The organism is Psychromonas algicola, assembly GCF_004378355.1.
Lineage (GTDB): Bacteria > Pseudomonadota > Gammaproteobacteria > Enterobacterales > Psychromonadaceae > Psychromonas.
The window spans coordinates 133,873-150,795 of sequence record NZ_SNUB01000005.1; the positions used below are offsets into that span (position 1 = coordinate 133,873).

15 protein-coding genes and 1 rRNA gene are annotated in these 16,923 nt (G+C 37.4%); 9 read left to right on the top strand and 7 right to left on the bottom strand.

Annotated elements, in window-relative coordinates; all coding sequences use genetic code 11:
• Positions 1-5 precede the first annotated feature (5 nt).
• The gene (locus E2R67_RS04185; protein ID WP_134289674.1) at positions 6-1,472 is read left to right on the top strand and encodes a dihydrolipoyl dehydrogenase; all 1,467 of its coding nucleotides are present in this window, start codon (positions 6-8) and stop codon (positions 1,470-1,472) included.
• Positions 1,473-1,543: 71 nt separating this feature from the next.
• Here the strand turns inward: E2R67_RS04185 and ubiA are convergent, their stop codons facing one another.
• Positions 1,544-2,407, bottom strand: coding sequence for a 4-hydroxybenzoate octaprenyltransferase (gene ubiA / locus E2R67_RS04190; protein ID WP_134289675.1), 864 nt, complete (start codon positions 2,405-2,407; stop codon positions 1,544-1,546).
• Positions 2,407-2,964 (bottom strand): chorismate--pyruvate lyase family protein, encoded by a 558-nt coding sequence (locus tag E2R67_RS04195; RefSeq protein WP_134289676.1) that lies wholly within the window; start codon positions 2,962-2,964, stop codon positions 2,407-2,409. Before E2R67_RS04195 ends, ubiA begins: the two co-directional genes overlap by 1 nt.
• 116 nt (positions 2,965-3,080) lie before the next feature.
• On the opposite strand from E2R67_RS04195, the gene E2R67_RS04200 reads away from it, so the two are divergent.
• Positions 3,081-3,497: a flagellar basal body-associated FliL family protein gene (locus tag E2R67_RS04200; RefSeq protein ID WP_134289677.1), complete on the top strand. Its 417-nt coding sequence runs from the start codon at positions 3,081-3,083 to the stop codon at positions 3,495-3,497.
• 17 nt (positions 3,498-3,514) lie between these two features.
• On the opposite strand, the gene glpG is transcribed toward E2R67_RS04200, so the two are convergent.
• Entirely contained in the window at positions 3,515-4,351 is an 837-nt protein-coding gene (gene glpG / locus E2R67_RS04205; RefSeq protein WP_134289678.1) for a rhomboid family intramembrane serine protease GlpG, read from the bottom strand.
• 166 nt (positions 4,352-4,517) lie between these two features.
• Here glpG and E2R67_RS04210 point away from each other — a divergent pair, with 166 nt between their 5' ends.
• The gene (locus E2R67_RS04210) at positions 4,518-4,823 is read left to right on the top strand and encodes a ComEA family DNA-binding protein (protein WP_134289679.1); all 306 of its coding nucleotides are present in this window, start codon (positions 4,518-4,520) and stop codon (positions 4,821-4,823) included.
• A gap of 121 nt (positions 4,824-4,944) precedes the next feature.
• Here E2R67_RS04210 and tusA read toward each other — a convergent pair whose 3' ends face one another.
• The 3 genes from tusA to argE form a co-directional block, all read right to left on the bottom strand.
• Positions 4,945-5,187, bottom strand: a complete 243-nt coding sequence (gene tusA, locus E2R67_RS04215) for a sulfurtransferase TusA (RefSeq protein WP_134289680.1) — start codon at positions 5,185-5,187, stop codon at positions 4,945-4,947.
• A gap of 180 nt (positions 5,188-5,367) precedes the next feature.
• Positions 5,368-7,998 carry a phosphoenolpyruvate carboxylase gene (gene ppc / locus E2R67_RS04220; RefSeq protein WP_134289681.1) on the bottom strand — a complete coding sequence of 877 codons (2,631 nt, stop codon included), beginning with the start codon at positions 7,996-7,998 and terminating at the stop codon, positions 5,368-5,370.
• Between the two features lie 162 nt (positions 7,999-8,160).
• Complete coding sequence (gene argE, locus E2R67_RS04225) at positions 8,161-9,306, bottom strand: acetylornithine deacetylase (protein WP_134289682.1); 1,146 nt, start codon at positions 9,304-9,306, stop codon at positions 8,161-8,163.
• A 281-nt stretch (positions 9,307-9,587) separates the two neighbouring features.
• On the opposite strand from argE, the gene argC reads away from it, so the two are divergent.
• The 5 genes from argC to argH all read left to right on the top strand — a co-directional run bounded on the left by argC (position 9,588) and on the right by argH (position 15,609).
• Positions 9,588-10,598, top strand: a complete 1,011-nt coding sequence (gene argC, locus E2R67_RS04230; RefSeq protein WP_134289683.1) for an N-acetyl-gamma-glutamyl-phosphate reductase — start codon at positions 9,588-9,590, stop codon at positions 10,596-10,598.
• A gap of 12 nt (positions 10,599-10,610) precedes the next feature.
• Positions 10,611-11,396 (top strand): acetylglutamate kinase, encoded by a 786-nt coding sequence (gene argB, locus E2R67_RS04235; protein ID WP_134289684.1) that lies wholly within the window; start codon positions 10,611-10,613, stop codon positions 11,394-11,396.
• Positions 11,397-11,415: 19 nt separating this feature from the next.
• Positions 11,416-12,324 (top strand): ornithine carbamoyltransferase, encoded by a 909-nt coding sequence (locus E2R67_RS04240; RefSeq protein WP_134289685.1) that lies wholly within the window; start codon positions 11,416-11,418, stop codon positions 12,322-12,324.
• A gap of 23 nt (positions 12,325-12,347) precedes the next feature.
• Entirely contained in the window at positions 12,348-13,556 is a 1,209-nt protein-coding gene (locus E2R67_RS04245) for an argininosuccinate synthase (RefSeq protein ID WP_134289686.1), read from the top strand.
• 172 nt (positions 13,557-13,728) lie between these two features.
• Positions 13,729-15,609 carry an argininosuccinate lyase gene (gene argH, locus E2R67_RS04250; RefSeq protein ID WP_134289687.1) on the top strand — a complete coding sequence of 627 codons (1,881 nt, stop codon included), beginning with the start codon at positions 13,729-13,731 and terminating at the stop codon, positions 15,607-15,609.
• Between the two features lie 77 nt (positions 15,610-15,686).
• Here argH and E2R67_RS04255 read toward each other — a convergent pair whose 3' ends face one another.
• Positions 15,687-16,229: a gamma carbonic anhydrase family protein gene (locus tag E2R67_RS04255; RefSeq protein WP_134289688.1), complete on the bottom strand. Its 543-nt coding sequence runs from the start codon at positions 16,227-16,229 to the stop codon at positions 15,687-15,689.
• Positions 16,230-16,815: 586 nt separating this feature from the next.
• Between E2R67_RS04255 and E2R67_RS04260 the strand changes: the two genes are divergently transcribed.
• Positions 16,816-16,923 (top strand): 16S ribosomal RNA (locus E2R67_RS04260); the annotation flags it as partial.

Genomic DNA, 16,923 nt, shown 5'->3' on the forward strand with positions numbered 1-16,923 from the left:
ACAAGATGAAGCAGATTAATATAGAAGTTGCAGTTATCGGTGGTGGAACAGCTGGATTAGCTGCTTACCGAGCAGCCAAAGAAAAAACAGATTCAGTGGTATTAATTGAAGGTGGTAAATTTGGTACTACTTGTGCTCGTGTTGGATGTATGCCAAGCAAGCTATTAATTGCAGCTGCCGAAGCTGCACATAGCGCTGCGCATACTGAACCCTTTGGCGTTTTTGTTGATGGCGATGTGCGTGTTGACGGCAAAAAAGTGATGCAACGTGTACGTGATGAACGTGATCGTTTTGTTGGCTTTGTGGTTGAAGCGGTAGATGAAATTAAAGCTGAAGATAAGTTAATTGGTAAAGCGACATTTATTTCTGAAACACAATTACAAATAGATGATCACACTATTATTAATGCTGAACGTATCGTTATTGCTACAGGATCTCGACCAAGTTACCCACCCGTTTGGAATGATTTAGGTGATAAATTAGTGGTTAATGATGATGTCTTTGATTGGACTGACTTACCAAAATCAGTGGCTGTCTTTGGCCCTGGTGTTATTGGTTTAGAACTAGGTCAATCTTTACATCGTTTAGGTGTTGAAGTGCTGATGTTTGGTATGGGTGGGCAGGTAGGGCCTTTTACCGACCCAGAAGTGATGGCTTATGCAGAAAAAGCATTCAGTGATGAATTTTACTTAGATGCGGATGCTAATGTTAAAAATATGCAACGTAAAGGCGATCTAGTAGAAATCACTTATATTGATAAGCAAGGTAATGAGCAAGTTAAAAACGTTGAGTTTGTTTTAGCTGCCACAGGACGTCGCGCTAATGTGGATAATCTCGGTTTAGAAAACCTTAATGCAAGTGAAGTAAAACTAGAACTTGATGGTCGTGGTGTTCCGGTTGCTGACCCTTACACAATGCAAACGTCTATTCCTTCAATCTTTATTGCTGGTGATGCAAGTAATCAGATCCCACTATTACATGAAGCGGCGGATCAAGGGAAAATCGCAGGTAGCAATGCGGGTGTTTATCCTAATATTCGTGTTGGATTACGTCGTTCATCAATTGCAGCTGTCTTTACCGATCCGCAATTAGCCATGGTTGGATTCAGTTACAAGCAAGTAACTGAAAAATTTTCAGGTTGTGGTTGTTTCGAAACGGGCACTGTGTCTTTTGAAGGTCAGGGTCGTAGCCGCGTGATGTTAAAAAATAAAGGATTATTAAACCTTTATGGTGAGCAAGGAACAGGTCGTTTCTTAGGTGCTGAAATAATTGGCCCACAAGCTGAACATCTTGCGCATTTATTAGCTTGGGCACATCAAAATAGAATGACTATTTCACAAATGCTGGATATGCCTTTCTATCACCCAGTAATTGAAGAAGGGGTAAGAACGGCATTACGAGATCTTAATGCGAAGCTAAAATTAGGCTCAGCAATGATCAGTGAATGCATGGAATGTGGTCCTGGTTGTTAATTGTCGCAGGAAGCATTAAATAGAAAAGAAGGCTGTTGGTGAATAACCTGCAGCCTTTTTATTAATAAACGCTAAAAGTAAGTTAAAAATAGACCAGAGAAAACCATTAATCCCACATAGTTATTATCTAAAAAGGCTTTAAAACAAGCATCGGTATTACGGTCTTTGATCTGCTTTTGTTGTTTTAAGAATAATAAACCTGCAACCACTAAAGATAAATAATAAAACCAAGTTAAATGCTCAATCAGCCCCACTGCAATTAGAAGGCCTAAGGTGGTGAATTGTAATAAACCAATAATGACCTTGTCGTATTGACCAAATAGAATCGCTGTTGATTTAATGCCAATCTTTAAATCATCTTCTTTATCAACCATGCCATACATAGTATCGTAAGCGACAGTCCAAGTGACGTTTGCCATAAATAAAAGCCATACACTTAACGAAAGCGTATTAGCTTGAGCTGCATAAGCCATTGGAATAGACCAACTGAAAGCGAGGCCTAATACAAATTGTGGTAAATGTGTAAAGCGCTTCATGAAAGGGTACATAAACGCGAGTAATAACCCAATAAAAGAAAGTTGAATGGTCAACATATTTTGGGTTAACACTAATAAAAAAGCGCTTAATGCTAATCCTAAAAATAGATAAATAGCTTCTTTGCTGGTGGCTCTACCTGATGGTAAAGGACGGTTTTTTGTACGAGTGACAAATCCATCAACTTTTCTATCTGCAAAGTCATTAATGACACAACCTGCACTACGCATTAAAAATACACCAAGACAAAATACAATGAACACGTCAATATGAGGTAGCCCTTTTGCTGCAATCCATAACGCCCATAACGTTGGCCATAATAATAAAAGGGTGCCAATAGGTTTATCTACGCGCATCAGTTGCAATAAGGCTTGGCGTTTAGCTGAGGTAAAATAGACCATTAATTATAAATTCCTGAAGAAGGTAAAAAGACTTCACTCACTAATAAAGGTTTTTCTCCAATATAAAAAAGTGAACGTCTTGCCCATAATGAGTGCGTACAAGTTTGCTCTAAAGACGCTATAAAATCATGGACTGGAGAGCCGACAGTAAATTCTGCGACTTCAAATTTTCCACGTTGTAATGTTTTATCTTGAAATAAAACCTTTCCCAATGACTCAGAACCGAGATTTGTTAATTTTTCTTGGGAGCTAGAAAGGGTACTATGAGGTATCTCTGTTTGTGCAAATACAGTCGCAATATTGTCGCAGTGAAGAATCACTTCTCTAACGAGAAGTTTTTCAGAATCAATAAAGTAAGGAGAGAGTGCGAATTGTTCAGTATCGGTATTAATTTGTTGCTTTACCTGTACACTGAATTGATTGCATTGTTGTTCTAGTTTTTTAGTTAATGAGGTTTCATCTAATAACCAAGAAAGTACTTTATTAGAACATCTATTAGCGGGAATATCTTCTTGCCATTGAGTGGATGTTGCAATGTTAAGTAGTTGATTAAGCATGTGAACCTTTGATCAAAAAAATGAAATTATTTTATTTGTTTCTAACAAGCAAACAATACACTATTACGTTATTATATCAGTTAAAAATATCAAGACTTTCGTTGAAGGAATTAATTATGCTTAAAAAAGTACTAATATGCGTCTTTTATTTTACCCTATTCTCGCCGATTTCTGCCATGGCAGCAGAAGGTACGCCTAGCAATACAGGGGTAGATTATCAATATTACCCACTAGAGCCTGATATTATTACCAACTACGTTAAAGTGGGAAAGACCATTGGGTATGTAAGAATCAGTGCTGAGTTATTAGTTAATTCAAGTGCTAATTTTGCTACCGTAGAAAAACATTCTCCATTAATACGCGATCGCATTATTACAATATTGGGCGAGCAGAATGAGAAAGAGATCAAGTCTGCTGCTGAAAGAGAATCTATTCGCTTACGTTGTTTACTTGAAATCAACGATGTTGTTGCTGCTGTCGCTGGCGTAAGACCAATACAAGATTTGTTTTTTACTAAATTCTTATACCAGTAATTAAGTTATAGTAAAATTTACCATTTTAATTTACTGCAAATACTGGCGAACAATAAACCTGCTAACAAACCAACTAAATGCGCATAATTGGCGATATTAGCAGGTAGTACATCTACAAAACCTAATACTAACCAAGCTAACAAGAAAAGAAACATGTTGTTAGGTAATTGAATGCGATTGTTTTTATTTAATCTTCCGTAAAGCCAACAATAACCAACCAGTGCGTAAACCACACCACTTAATCCGCCAAAATAAGGCCCTACTAAAAAGAATTGGGCTAAGTTTGAAGCGACGGCTGAGAATAAAAATAAGAGTATTAAACGCTGTTTTCCCTGTTCAGATTCTATTAGCCCACCTAATTGCCACCACCATAATAAGTTAAAGGCAATATGTAACACACTGAAATGTAAAAAAGCTGGGGTGATAAATCGCCAGCTCTGCGAGTAATCAAAAGGCTGCTGAATAAAGAAAAATAACTCAGAAGTGAGTGACTTAAATAGACCAAGTGTGGAGAGGCAATAAACGAGTAAACAAACAGCCAAAATGCTATGCGTGATCAACCCACCGTGTTTTTTAAAATTACTTAATAAATTTGCATTTGCGTAAGCTAATTGTGAGGAATTCTTTTCAATATGCCCGGATTCCCAACTCGCTGAAAGGTATTTATTGTGAGTTGGATTTTCCAAAAACTGAGTTAGTTCTGATTGCGCTTGGATGAACTTACTTGGATCGGTAATGATTATCTGATGATAAAACTCATTTTTTTCAACAATGTTAGCAATTGCTAAACTTGTTAAATAATCTGAAAATGCTTGAGCAAGTCGTAAATGTTCAAAGCGATGTAATACTTTCATGAAAATACCTCTAAAATTCAACCCTTTAAATTAAAGGGGAATTGTTGTTGAAGCCAGTAATATAGACGTTTTTAGCTATGTCCCTTCTTTTTTTGTTGTTAATTTATTGACTTAATAACAACTGCTACTAAAGTAAAAATTCGATCTAATAAAAAAGGAGAGTTTTATGTTTAATAAATTAACACGTCGTCTAATCATCATCGCGTCATTATTTTTATTACCTATTAGTTTTCAACCTTTATTAGCATTAGATGTTGGAACTGCAACCATCCCTGGTATTGAAAAAGTGAATATTAATAGTGCCGATATTAGCCAATTATCAATGATAAAAGGAATAGGCAGTAAAAAAGCACAGGCTATTATTGATTATCGTACCGCAAACGGTGACTTTACTGCGCTTGAAGATCTGACTAAAGTTAAAGGCATTGGTCAAAGTACATTGAAAAAGATTTTGCCTTTCTTAACTTTATAAATATCACCTAATCTATTAAAAATCACTGCAACATTGCGGTGATTTTTCTTATATTAATCAGTCGTCTTATTCGTTAAAAAGTTCAGTGTCGTTAAAATCAGAAAGCGACGATAATTAAAAACTATTTAATGCCTTTTTGGATCACATAACGATAGGGAATCGTTTCTGTTTGCGCTTCAATTAATTGGTGCTCCATAAAACGGCAAAAACTAGGAATATCACGCGTGGTCGCAGGATCGTCAGCAATGATTTCTAATACATCACCCACTTCTAATTTACGAACCGTTTTCCTAATGACCATAACAGGCTCAGGGCAGCGTAAACCAAGGGCGTCAAGTTGTTGAATAGGTGTTTTGTTTGTCATTGTTGTTACCATGGAACGATTAAACTCTGATTCTAACATACCCAAGGTTTCTTAAACCATAGATTAACTATTGAAATATCTGATGAGATGTTGTGAATTGAAAATGAAATTGGGCGGTTTTAAATAAAAAACGCTAACAACTTTTTAATAAAAAGCGGTTAGCGTTATTAGAGGTGCTAATTAGCCCGTATTGCGTAAGCCTGCTGCAATACCTGCAATGGTTACCATCAATGCTTGGTCAATATCTGGATTATTTTCACATGAACGAGAGCGTGATAACAATTCAGCTTGTAGCATATTCAATGGATCAACATAAGGATTACGCAATGTAATCGATTCTTTAATCCACGGGTTTTCTTGCATTAACTGGTGATCTGGGATCGTTTCCAATACGGTTTCACGTGTTAATTTAAGGCTATCACGAAGACGCTCACCTAATGGCCATAATGATTCAGGCACTAAACGCTCTTCATAGAATTTAGTCAGTTCTTCATCCGCTTTCATGAATACCATTTCAAACATTTCTAAACGAGTATGGAAGAAAGGCCAACTTACGTACATTTCTTGTAATAGGTCTTTTTTGCCTTCGTCTAATAATGTTTTTAATGATGAGCCTGCACCTAACCAAGCTGGAAGCATTAAACGGTTTTGACTCCATGCAAATATCCATGGGATCGCACGTAAACTTTCAACGCCACCATTAGGCTTACGTTTAGCTGGGCGACTACCTAAGGCTAATTTTCCTAGTTCTAATTCCGGTGTTACGCTACGGAAGTAAGGAACAAAATCAGGCTCTTCACGAATAAAGTGACGATATTCTTTACAAGATTGATCGGCAAATTGGTCCATCACATCACGCCATTCTTGTTTTGGCGCTGGAGGTGGTAGTAAGTTTGCTTCTAAAATGGCAGCGGTATAAATATTTAAACTTTGCACTGCGACTTTAGGTAAGCCAAATTTAAAGCGGATCATTTCGCCCTGCTCTGTTACACGTAAACCACCTTTTAATGAACCTGGAGGTTGTGATAGCAGTGCTTGTTGTGCAGGAGCACCACCACGGCCGATTGTGCCGCCACGCCCATGGAATAAAACTAATTGAATATCGTTTTCTTCACTGATTCTAATTAATGCTTCTTGAGATGTGTATTGTGCCCAGTTAGCGGCCATTACGCCGGCATCTTTAGCTGAATCAGAGTAACCAATCATGACGTGTTGTTCACCGTTAATATAACCACGGTACCAATCTACAGCGTATAAACGCTCCATCACTTCTGCTGCATTATTCAAATCATCTAATGTTTCGAATAATGGTGCGACTGGAATACGGAATGGACAGCCAACTTCTCTTAATAAAAGTTGTACAGCAAGTACATCAGAAGCTTGGCGAGCCATCGAGATAATATAAATCCCTAATGCTTCTGGATCTGTTTGTGCAACCACTTCACAAGTATCTAATACTTCTTGAACCGCTTCAGAGGGTTCCCAGTTATTTGGAATAAGAGGGCGTTTACTGTTTAATTCTTGTAACAAGAAGGCCTGTTTGTCTTCTTCATTCCAAGCATTGTAATCGCCAATACCTAGGTAACGTGTTAATTCAGCTAATACATCACCATGACGTTCACCATCTTGGCGAATATCTAATTTCACTAAGTTAACACCGAAACAATTTACACGACGGATAATGTCCAGCAATAAACCGTTAGCGATAGATTTCATACCCATATTGATTAATGAGTTATAACAAAGCTGTAAAGGTTCTTTAAGTTGTTTGGTTGTTGTGATGATATCTTTCGCAGTGCTTTCATGGTTTTGTAATGTTGCACTTAGTGATGTTAATGTTTCTTTTAACTCTGCACGTAGTTTACGTAAAATCACACGATAGGGTTCATCTGCTTCTTCACCAACAATTTCGCGTAGTGTTGCATCACAGTTACCCATTGATAATTCTTTGGTTAGTTGCTGAATATCTTCTAAATATAAGCTAACGGCAACCCAACGGCTTGTTGTTAATACTTCTTTAGTTACTTTTGCAGTGACAAATGGATTACCGTCTCGGTCTCCACCCATCCACGATGTAAACTTGATTGGAGAAGCATCGATTGGAAGAGAAAAGCCTAATCCATCCTCAAGCGTTTTATCTAATTCTCGTACATATTGAGGCACGGCTTCCCATAAACTATTTTCAATAACCGCAAATCCCCATTTTGCTTCATCAACAGGTGTTGGGCGATTTTTACGGATATCGTTGGTATGCCATGCTTGAGTAATTAGTTGCTCAAGACGTGCTAGTAGTTGATCGCGCTCTTTATCTGACACATCTGTTAATTCAAGAAGACTTAAACATTCATTGATCGCAGTATGTTTATGGATCAGTGTTCTACGCGTAATTTCAGTTGGATGTGCTGTTAGCACCATATCCATTTTTAATTCAGCAATTGCTTTTTGCATTTCTTCTTCAGATACATCTGAGTTCTTTAATTTTGCAATTAATTGAACCATTGGATCTGGCGCACAAACACCACTGTCACAGTGACGAGAAATGCCATGGAACTGTTCTGCGATATTAGCAAGGTTTAAGAAGTGTGTGAATGCACGTGCAACAGGCAGTAACTCATGGTCGCTTAGGTTTGAGAGCACTTCAATTAAACGCTCTCCGTCTTTACTATTACCTGAGCGAGATGATTTAGAAAGCTGGCGAATATTTTCTATCTTTTCAAGGAAAGGTTCACCTAAGTGGTCACTAATGCTCTTACCAAGTAGTTGGCCTAATAAACTAACATTGCCACGTAAGTTTGCATATTGTTCTGTCATCGTACTTCCTTATTCGTGTAATTAAATTACATTTTTCTTATGCGGAGCTAAATAAAATAGCATAATGCAGGGCCTAGTCAATCTAGAGCCGAGTTAATATGTCTATTTTAGTAGCCATTTTTATCTTTTTGTAATTAAATTACAAAAAGATAAAGTCTCTGTTTATGAGCAATAATGTTGAATCAGTTTCTCTAGTACTGCTTTTGTTGGTTTTACAAATGAAAGGTCCAAATATTCATTTGGTTGGTGTGCTTGTGCAATATGCCCAGGCCCCAATACAATAGTGTCGCAGCCTAATTCTTGAATAAATGGAGCTTCGGTACAGTAGTTTACGCTTTCTGCTTTATTTCCTGTATAAATTTCTGCATGTTCAATCAAATCCGAATGAATTGGGCATTGATAAGAAGGGATTGGTTCATGTAAATGAAAAATTTCTATGCTATTTGGATATTTTTTCTCAATTTCTGTTAATGCTTGTTTCACAGTAATGAATAATTCACTGGTGCTGATACCCGGAATAGGGCGCATATCAATATGCAATTCACAACATCCACAAATTCGATTTGGGCTATCTCCCCCATTAATCGCACCAAAATTAAGTGTTGGGTAAGGCACTTCAAAGTGCGGGTTATGGTATTTTTCTTTAAAGGTTTGCTGTACTTTTTTAAGCTCAGATAAAACTAAATGCATAATATCAATGGCATTTAACCCTTTATCTGGATCTGAGCTGTGACCGCTTCTTCCTGTGATGCGAATACCTTCTGACATATGGCCTTTGTGCATAATAACAGGAACCATACCTGTTGGCTCACCAATCACAGCATAATCTGGTTTGAATTGTTTTTGTTCTGCTATTTGTTGCGCACCGGACATAGTCGTTTCTTCATCTGCGGTCGCTAAAATTCGTAACGGTTTATTCAGTTTGTCGCGATCGATTGTTTTTAAGGCTTCAATTACAAAAGCAAAGAAACCTTTCATATCAATAGTACCTAAGCCATATAGACGATTGTCCTTTTCAACGACTTTGAATGGGTCCGTTTGCCATTGACCTTCATCATAAGGAACGGTATCTGTATGGCCTGCTAATAGTAAGCCACCCTCGCCTTCACCTAACGTTGCTACTAGGTTAAATTTTCCTGGTGCAGCTTTAACCTCGGTGATTTCTGTTTTGAAACCTAAATCTGATAACCATTCCGCTAGTTGATTAATTACTGCTGAGTTTGTTTGATCCCATGCACTATCAGTTGAGCTAATAGACGGTAATTTTATTAGGCCTTTATATAAGTCCATGAATGCAGGTAATGACATAGGTTTCCTTAATAGAGTTTGTTAATCGATCGCCAACCGTTATCACTTTATCTGCGATGCTGTATTGTAGTGTTAAAAGATATCATAGATTAATTTTACAACAATTGATTTTAATTATTATAGTACTAAGTTTAATATTGGAAATATATTTATTCACTTTAATTGCATAAATAAGCACTTTGATTTAAAGTGCTACTTTATATGTAACGATGCTATCTCTATAATGTCGTTTTCAATTATTTGAAGCAGATTAAGTCAGTAATGAAACAGGAATTTTCTTTATGTTAAAAGCGATTGTAGTAGGGGCAAGTGGTTACACTGGTGCAGAATTAGCCCTATTTTTAACACGCCACCCGAGTATAGAATTATCAGGTTTATATGTATCAGAAGGTAGTTTAGATAAAGGTAAGAAAATTTCTGATTTATACGGTAATTTACGTGGTCGTGTTGATCTATTATTACAACCTTTAGGTACTGATGGTATTGAAGCTGCTTGTAAGCATGTTGACATCGTTATTTTGGCGACTGCACATGAGGTGAGTCATAACTTAGCACCGTTATTTTTAGCTCAAAACACAGTGGTATTTGATTTATCTGGTGCCTTTAGAGTTCAGTCAGAAGGCTTTTATGAAAAATATTACGGTTTTACGCATCAACATCCTGAATTATTAGCAAAAGCAGTTTATGGTTTAGCTGAATGGAATGCAGAACAAGTAAAAGAAACGGATTTAATTGCAGTACCAGGTTGTTATACAACAGCGTCTTTAACTGCATTAAAACCATTGTTTGATGAAGGCTTTATTAAGTCAGGTATTAAACCAACAATTAATGCAACAAGTGGTGTGAGTGGCGCGGGACGTAAAGCTAACGTTGCGAGTAGTTTTTGTGAAGTGAGTTTACAACCTTATGGTGTATTTACACATCGTCACAAACCAGAGATTGATCAGCATTTAGGCACTGAAGTGGTATTTACTCCACACTTAGGGAGTTTTAAGCGTGGCATATTAGCAAGTATTAATGTGGTCTTAAATGAAGGTGTAACGGCAGAGCAGGTAAATCAAGCTTATCAAACGGCTTACGCTGATAAGCCAATAGTGCGTTTAATGGAAGATTCATTACCCGCATTGAAAAATGTCGTTGATACTCCGTTCTGTGATTTAGGTTGGGCGTTAGATGGGCAAGATTTAGTGGTGTTTAGTGCTATTGATAATTTACTTAAAGGCGCGTCTTCTCAAGCAATGCAGTGCATTAACCTACGTTTTGGTTTTGATATCACGACTTCTATTTTATAAAACGGATTTTCAATGACACAAGTACAACAAAAACCGCTATTAATTAAATTAGGTGGGGCAGTATTAGAAAGTAAGGAAGCATTGAGTAACTTATTTTCTGCACTGACTGAATATTTAGCAACACAACAGCGCCCATTATTAATTGTGCATGGCGGCGGTGTTATTGTTGAAGATGTTCTTAATAAAATGAACATTAAAAGCGAGAAAAAGAATGGATTACGTATTACACCATTCGATCAAATTCCTTATGTCGCGGGCGCATTAGCGGGAACATCAAATAAACTATTAATGGCCAAAGCATTACAAGCAGGTTTATCTGCTGTGGGTTTATCATTGGCTGATGGTTTTAGTTGTTCAGTAAAGCAGATGGATCCTGACTTAGGTGCTGTTGGTATTTCAAGCCCTAATAATCCTGCCTTAATTAATCATTTATTAGCGGGTGGCTTTTTACCTGTAATTTCTTCAATCGCAATTGGAGAAGATGGTAATCTTTATAATGTAAATGCAGATCAAGCGGCCATTACCATTTGTGAGCTGGTGGGGGCTGAGCTAGTCTTCTTATCCGATGTTGATGGTGTATGGAATGCTCAAAAAGAGGTTATTCCTGAGTTAAATACACAACTAGCTGATACACTGATTGCAGATAATGTTATTCAAGATGGAATGGCTGTCAAAGTGAAAGCAGCACTACAAGCAGCAGAGCAATTAGGTTATGTCATGTTAGCGAGTTGGAAGAATCCAGAGAATTTAGTGTCATTGCTTGCAGGTAAAGCAGTGGGAACCAAAGTAATTAAATAAAGATAAATAGAGAGTGACAATGGAAAATTTATTAACCGGTATGGAAATGACTCAACAACAGGCATTAGACCTGATTGCATTGGGTAAAGATCTTAAAGCTAATCCAAGTAAATATGCACAGGCATTAGCCGGTAAAAGCGTTGTAACTTTATTTGAAAAACAATCATTACGTACACGCGTTACCTTTGATATTGGTGTGAATAAATTAGGTGGCCATGCTGTTTATTTAGATCAAACTAATGGTGCAATGGGAAGTCGCGAAGATGTAAAAGATTTTGCTGCTAATATTTCTCGTTGGGCTGATTGTATTGTTGCCCGTGTTTTTGACCATAATACCTTGGTTGAAATGCAAGAATATTCAAGTGTTCCAGTGATCAACTCGTTATGTGATTTATACCATCCATGCCAAGGGATGGCTGACTTTTTAACCATTTCGCAAAACTATGATGATTTAACAAAAGTGAAATTGGCTTATATCGGCGACGGCAATAATGTAACCCATTCATTATTTATTGCAGGTGCGATATTAGGTGCAACGGTCACTGCAGTTTGCCCATTAGGCCATAGCCCTGACGCTCAAATTCTTAAGAAAGCGGAAGACATTGCAGAAAAAACAGGTGCAACTATTACTGTAACGAATAATATTGAAGATATTAAAGGTTATGATGTTGTTTATGGCGACACTTGGTTATCAATGGGTGATGATACGCCACTAGAACAAATTAAATCTAAATTTATGCCATACCAAATTAACCAAGCACTACTTGATGAAACTGGTATTAAACATATTTTACACTGTCAACCAGCACATCGAGGTTTAGATATTACTTCTGACGTAATGGATGGCCCAGCTTCATTGATTTTTGATCAAGCTGAAAATAGAATGCACATACAAAACGCTATTATGCTTACCCTAATTAATAAATAGATGTAGACGAAAGGAAATTATCAATGAGTAAAGTTAAAAAAGTGGTTCTCGCTTATTCAGGCGGTCTAGATACATCAGCAATCATTCCGTGGTTAAAAGAAACTTATGATGATTGTGAAATTGTAGCGTTTTGTGCCGATGTAGGCCAAGGCGAAGAAGAATTAATTGGTCTACATGAGAAAGCAATTGCTTCTGGCGCTTCTGAATGTCACATCGTTGACTTAAAAGAAGAGTTTGTTAAAGACTACATCTACCCAACTATTGCTTCTGGCGCAGTGTATGAAGGAACTTATTTATTAGGTACTTCTATGGCTCGTCCAATTATTGCAAAAGCACAAGTTGAAGTGGCATTAAAAGTAGGTGCAGACGCAGTTTGTCATGGTTGTACTGGTAAAGGTAATGACCAAATTCGTTTTGAAAGCTGCTTTGCTGCTTTAGCTCCTGAGTTGCGCGTTATCGCTCCTTGGCGTGAGTGGGACATGGTTTCTCGTGAAGATCTATTAGATTACCTTGCTGAGCGTAATATCGAAACAACAGCAAGCGCAACTAAAATCTACAGCCGTGATGCAAATGCATGGCATATTTCGCACGAAGGTGGCGAATTAGAAGACCCATACAACGAACCAAGTAAAGGAGTTTGGACATTAACGGTTGATCCACTTGATGCACCAAATGAACCTGAATATGTCACATTAACCGTTGAAAATGCACGTGTAACAGCGGTAGATGGTGTTGAACTTTCTCCATATGCTGCATTAATGTTATTGAATGAGAAAGCTGCCGCACATGGTGTTGGCCGTATCGATATTACAGAAAACCGTACTGTTGGTATGAAATCTCGTGGTTGTTACGAAACGCCAGGAGGTACTGTAATGGTAACTGCACTTCGTGGTATTGATGAATTAGTCCATGATAAACCATCTCGTCGCTGGCGTGATCAAGTGGGTCAAGAATTTGCTCACTTAGTGTATGATGGTCGTTGGTTTACACCACTTTGTGGCTCTTTACTTGCAGCATCTGAATCATTAGCAAAAGATGCAAATGGTGAAGTTGTTGTTCGTCTTTACAAAGGTCAAGCGACTGCTGTTAAGAAAAAATCACCAAATAGCCTTTACTCTGAAGAGTTTGCTACATTTGGTGATGACAATGTTTATGACCAAAAACATGCTGAAGGTTTCATCCGTTTGTACTCACTGTCTAGCCGTATTCGTAAGCTAAACAGCAACAAATAAGCTGTAAAATTATTTAAAATTCCTGCTTCGATTTGTCGTGGCAGGAATTTCTATTTATAAGCGTTTTAAAAATGAAGTTACTGATAAAGCTTTTATAAATAGAACAAACAAGTAATATTCATCCCTCAATAAATGGATTTGGCGTAATGACCAAATCAGAATGGAGTAACAAATGGCACTATGGGGCGGACGTTTCAGCCAAGCGGCAGACGTAAAATTTAAATTATTTAATGATTCATTGAAGTTCGATTACCGTCTTGCTGAACAAGATATTATTGGTTCAATTGCTTGGTCAAAAGCATTATTAGCAGTTAACGTTTTAACAACTGATGAGCAAGTAAGCATTGAGAATAGTTTGAATGAGCTGTTACTTTCAGTACAAGCAAATCCGCAGCAAGTATTACAGTCAGATGCTGAAGATATTCATTCTTGGGTTGAAGGTCAGTTAATTAATAAAGTGGGTGATTTAGGTAAAAAATTACACACAGGTCGTAGTCGTAATGACCAAGTGGCAACAGATTTAAAATTATGGTGTAAAAAAACAGCAAAAGAACTAATTGTTCATCTTGATACGTTAGAAGCAAAACTAATCGAATTAGCACGCATTCACCAAGCTGTTGTATTACCGGGATATACTCATCTACAGCGTGCTCAACCAGTTACCTTTTCTCACTGGTGTTTAGCTTATTTAGAAATGTTAGAGCGTGATCATAGCCGTTTAGAAGGTTGTTTAGATCGTATGGATACATGTCCATTAGGTAGTGGAGCACTTGCAGGTACAGGTTATCCAATGGATCGTACTGCTTTAGCACATTCTTTAGGTTTTAAACGTGCAACACGTAACAGCTTAGATTCAGTATCAGATCGAGACCATGTTGTTGAGTTAATGAGTTGTGCCACATTATCAATGGTACATTTATCACGTATGGCAGAAGATTTAATCTTCTATAACAGTGGTGAATCAGCATTTATTGAAATGTCTGACCTTGTTACTTCAGGCTCGTCTTTAATGCCTCAGAAAAAAAATCCAGATGCAATGGAATTAATCCGTGGTAAATCGGGTCGAGTATTCGGTTCATTAGCTGGTATGTTAATGACATTAAAAGCATTACCGTTGGCTTACAACAAAGATATGCAAGAAGATAAAGAAGGTCTATTTGATGCGTTAGACACATGGGGCGATTGTTTAGAAATGGCTGCAATGGCATTAACCGATCTTAAAGTAAATGAAGAGCGTACAAAAGAAGCTGCACAAGGTGGCTATTCAAATGCAACTGAATTGGCTGACTACCTAGTAGCAAAAGGTATTCCTTTCCGTGAAGCGCACCATATTGTGGGCGTAGCCGTTGTTGCTGCTATTGAAAAAGGGGTGCCACTTGAAGATTTAAGTGTTGCAGAATTTAAACAATTCTCAGATGTGATCGAAGAAGATGTTTATCCAACACTGACATTAGGAGCAACTTTAGCTGCTCGAACAGCATTGGGCGGAGTTTCTCCTCAGCAAGTTGAATTTGCATTAACTGCTGCTGAAGAGCGTTTAGCAAAGAGAGATACATCAGGAGTAACGATCAGGCCTGCAAGTTCAGCAGATCTTGAAAGTATTGAGTTCATCGTAAATCACTGGGCAAAGGAAGGTGAAAACCTACCGCGTGATAAATCTGACCTAGAACAATCAATGAGTGAATTTGTTGTTTCTGAGCTAGATGGAAAAATTACAGGTTGTGGCTCTGTACATGTTTACGATACAGGATTAGCTGAAATTCGTTCTTTAGGTGTTGCACCTGGCTTTGAAGGGCGTGGTCAAGGTAGTGCGATCGTTGAATTGTTGGTTAAGCGTGCAGAAAAAATGGAAATTAAACGTCTATTTGTATTAACGCGTATGCCTGACTTCTTTATGAACTTAGGGTTTAGCCCAGAAAGCAAAACAACCATGCCGGAAAAAGTATTAAAAGATTGTGCAATGTTCGTGAGTCAGCATGCAAGTGATGAAAGAGCATTAGAGCTAAATTATAAAACAAGTATGTTACTACACAAAGCAATGAGCAAAGGCTAACATGCAGATAAAAGAGCTTCTATTTAATAGGAGCTCTTCTTTTATAAGAGGGATTATTCTGTTTTATAATCTTTCTACTATTCTGCTTCTGCAATGTACTCATTTTTCAATTTCACATAATGGCTTGCAGAACGCTTCAAAAAAGCGAATTCAGATTCCGTTAATGGACGAGCTGCTTTAGCTGGCGCACCTACATATAAGAAGCCAGAAGCTAATACTTTATTCGGTGGGACTAATGCCCCAGCTGCTAAAATAACATCATCTTCAATACGCGCATTATCTAAAACAATTGCACCCATTCCAATTAAAACGCGATCTCCAATCTGACAAGCATGCAACATTGCTTTATGGCCAACGGTAACATCTTCACCAATATCTAAAGAATAGCCATCAATAGTTGCTTCTCCTTTTCTAGCAACATGTAAAACAGAACCATCTTGAATATTAGTTCTTGCACCAATGGAGATATAGTTAACATCACCACGTAAAACACACATAGGCCAAATGTTCACATCATCAGCCAGTCGAACATCACCAATAATGCTCGAAAAAGGATCGATATAAACGCTATTGCCAATAGTCGGATGAATGTTTTTATAAGAACGTAAAGTAGGAAGCATAATAAACCTTCGTGTTAATCATAATAAAAAAGCACTATACGACACTAAAGTGTGGATAACAAAGTCAAAATTGTGGATAACTTGTGTTAAAACAAGGTATAAAAATTAATTACAATTAATCGTCACAAAAGACTTGCCAATGTTTTGAGGATCCCTATAATGCGCATCCACAGACAGGGGATGAAGCGAAAGCAACTAACTTGAACTGAGAATAAAAAAAGCATAATTAAGTCATCAAACTAAGGTTTGAAATTAAATTTGCTGAAGGCCATTTCATATTTTATAAAGATGTTTAATCTTTTATAAAATATCAAAAATAAGACCTTGACATTATTCGAAAGGCGCGTAGTATACGCCGCCTAGCCGAAAGGCACGCTCTTTAACAATTTAATCAAACAATCTGTGTGAGCACTTATTGTTGATGTGATTTCAAAAAAATCAAAGTCCTACTTGTTAGGCAACATCAATAGAAGTGACACACGAATTAATTCATTAATTCAGAATAACAGCTTGTTAACTATTTATAGTTGGCGAGAAGTTTTAGTCAGTAATATTGAGTCGCAACTTAGGTTGCAAATTAAACTTTAAATTGAAGAGTTTGATCATGGCTCAGATTGAACGCTGGCGGCAGGCTTAACACATGCAAGTCGAACGGTAACATTTCTAGCTTGCTAGAAGATGACGAGTGGCGGAC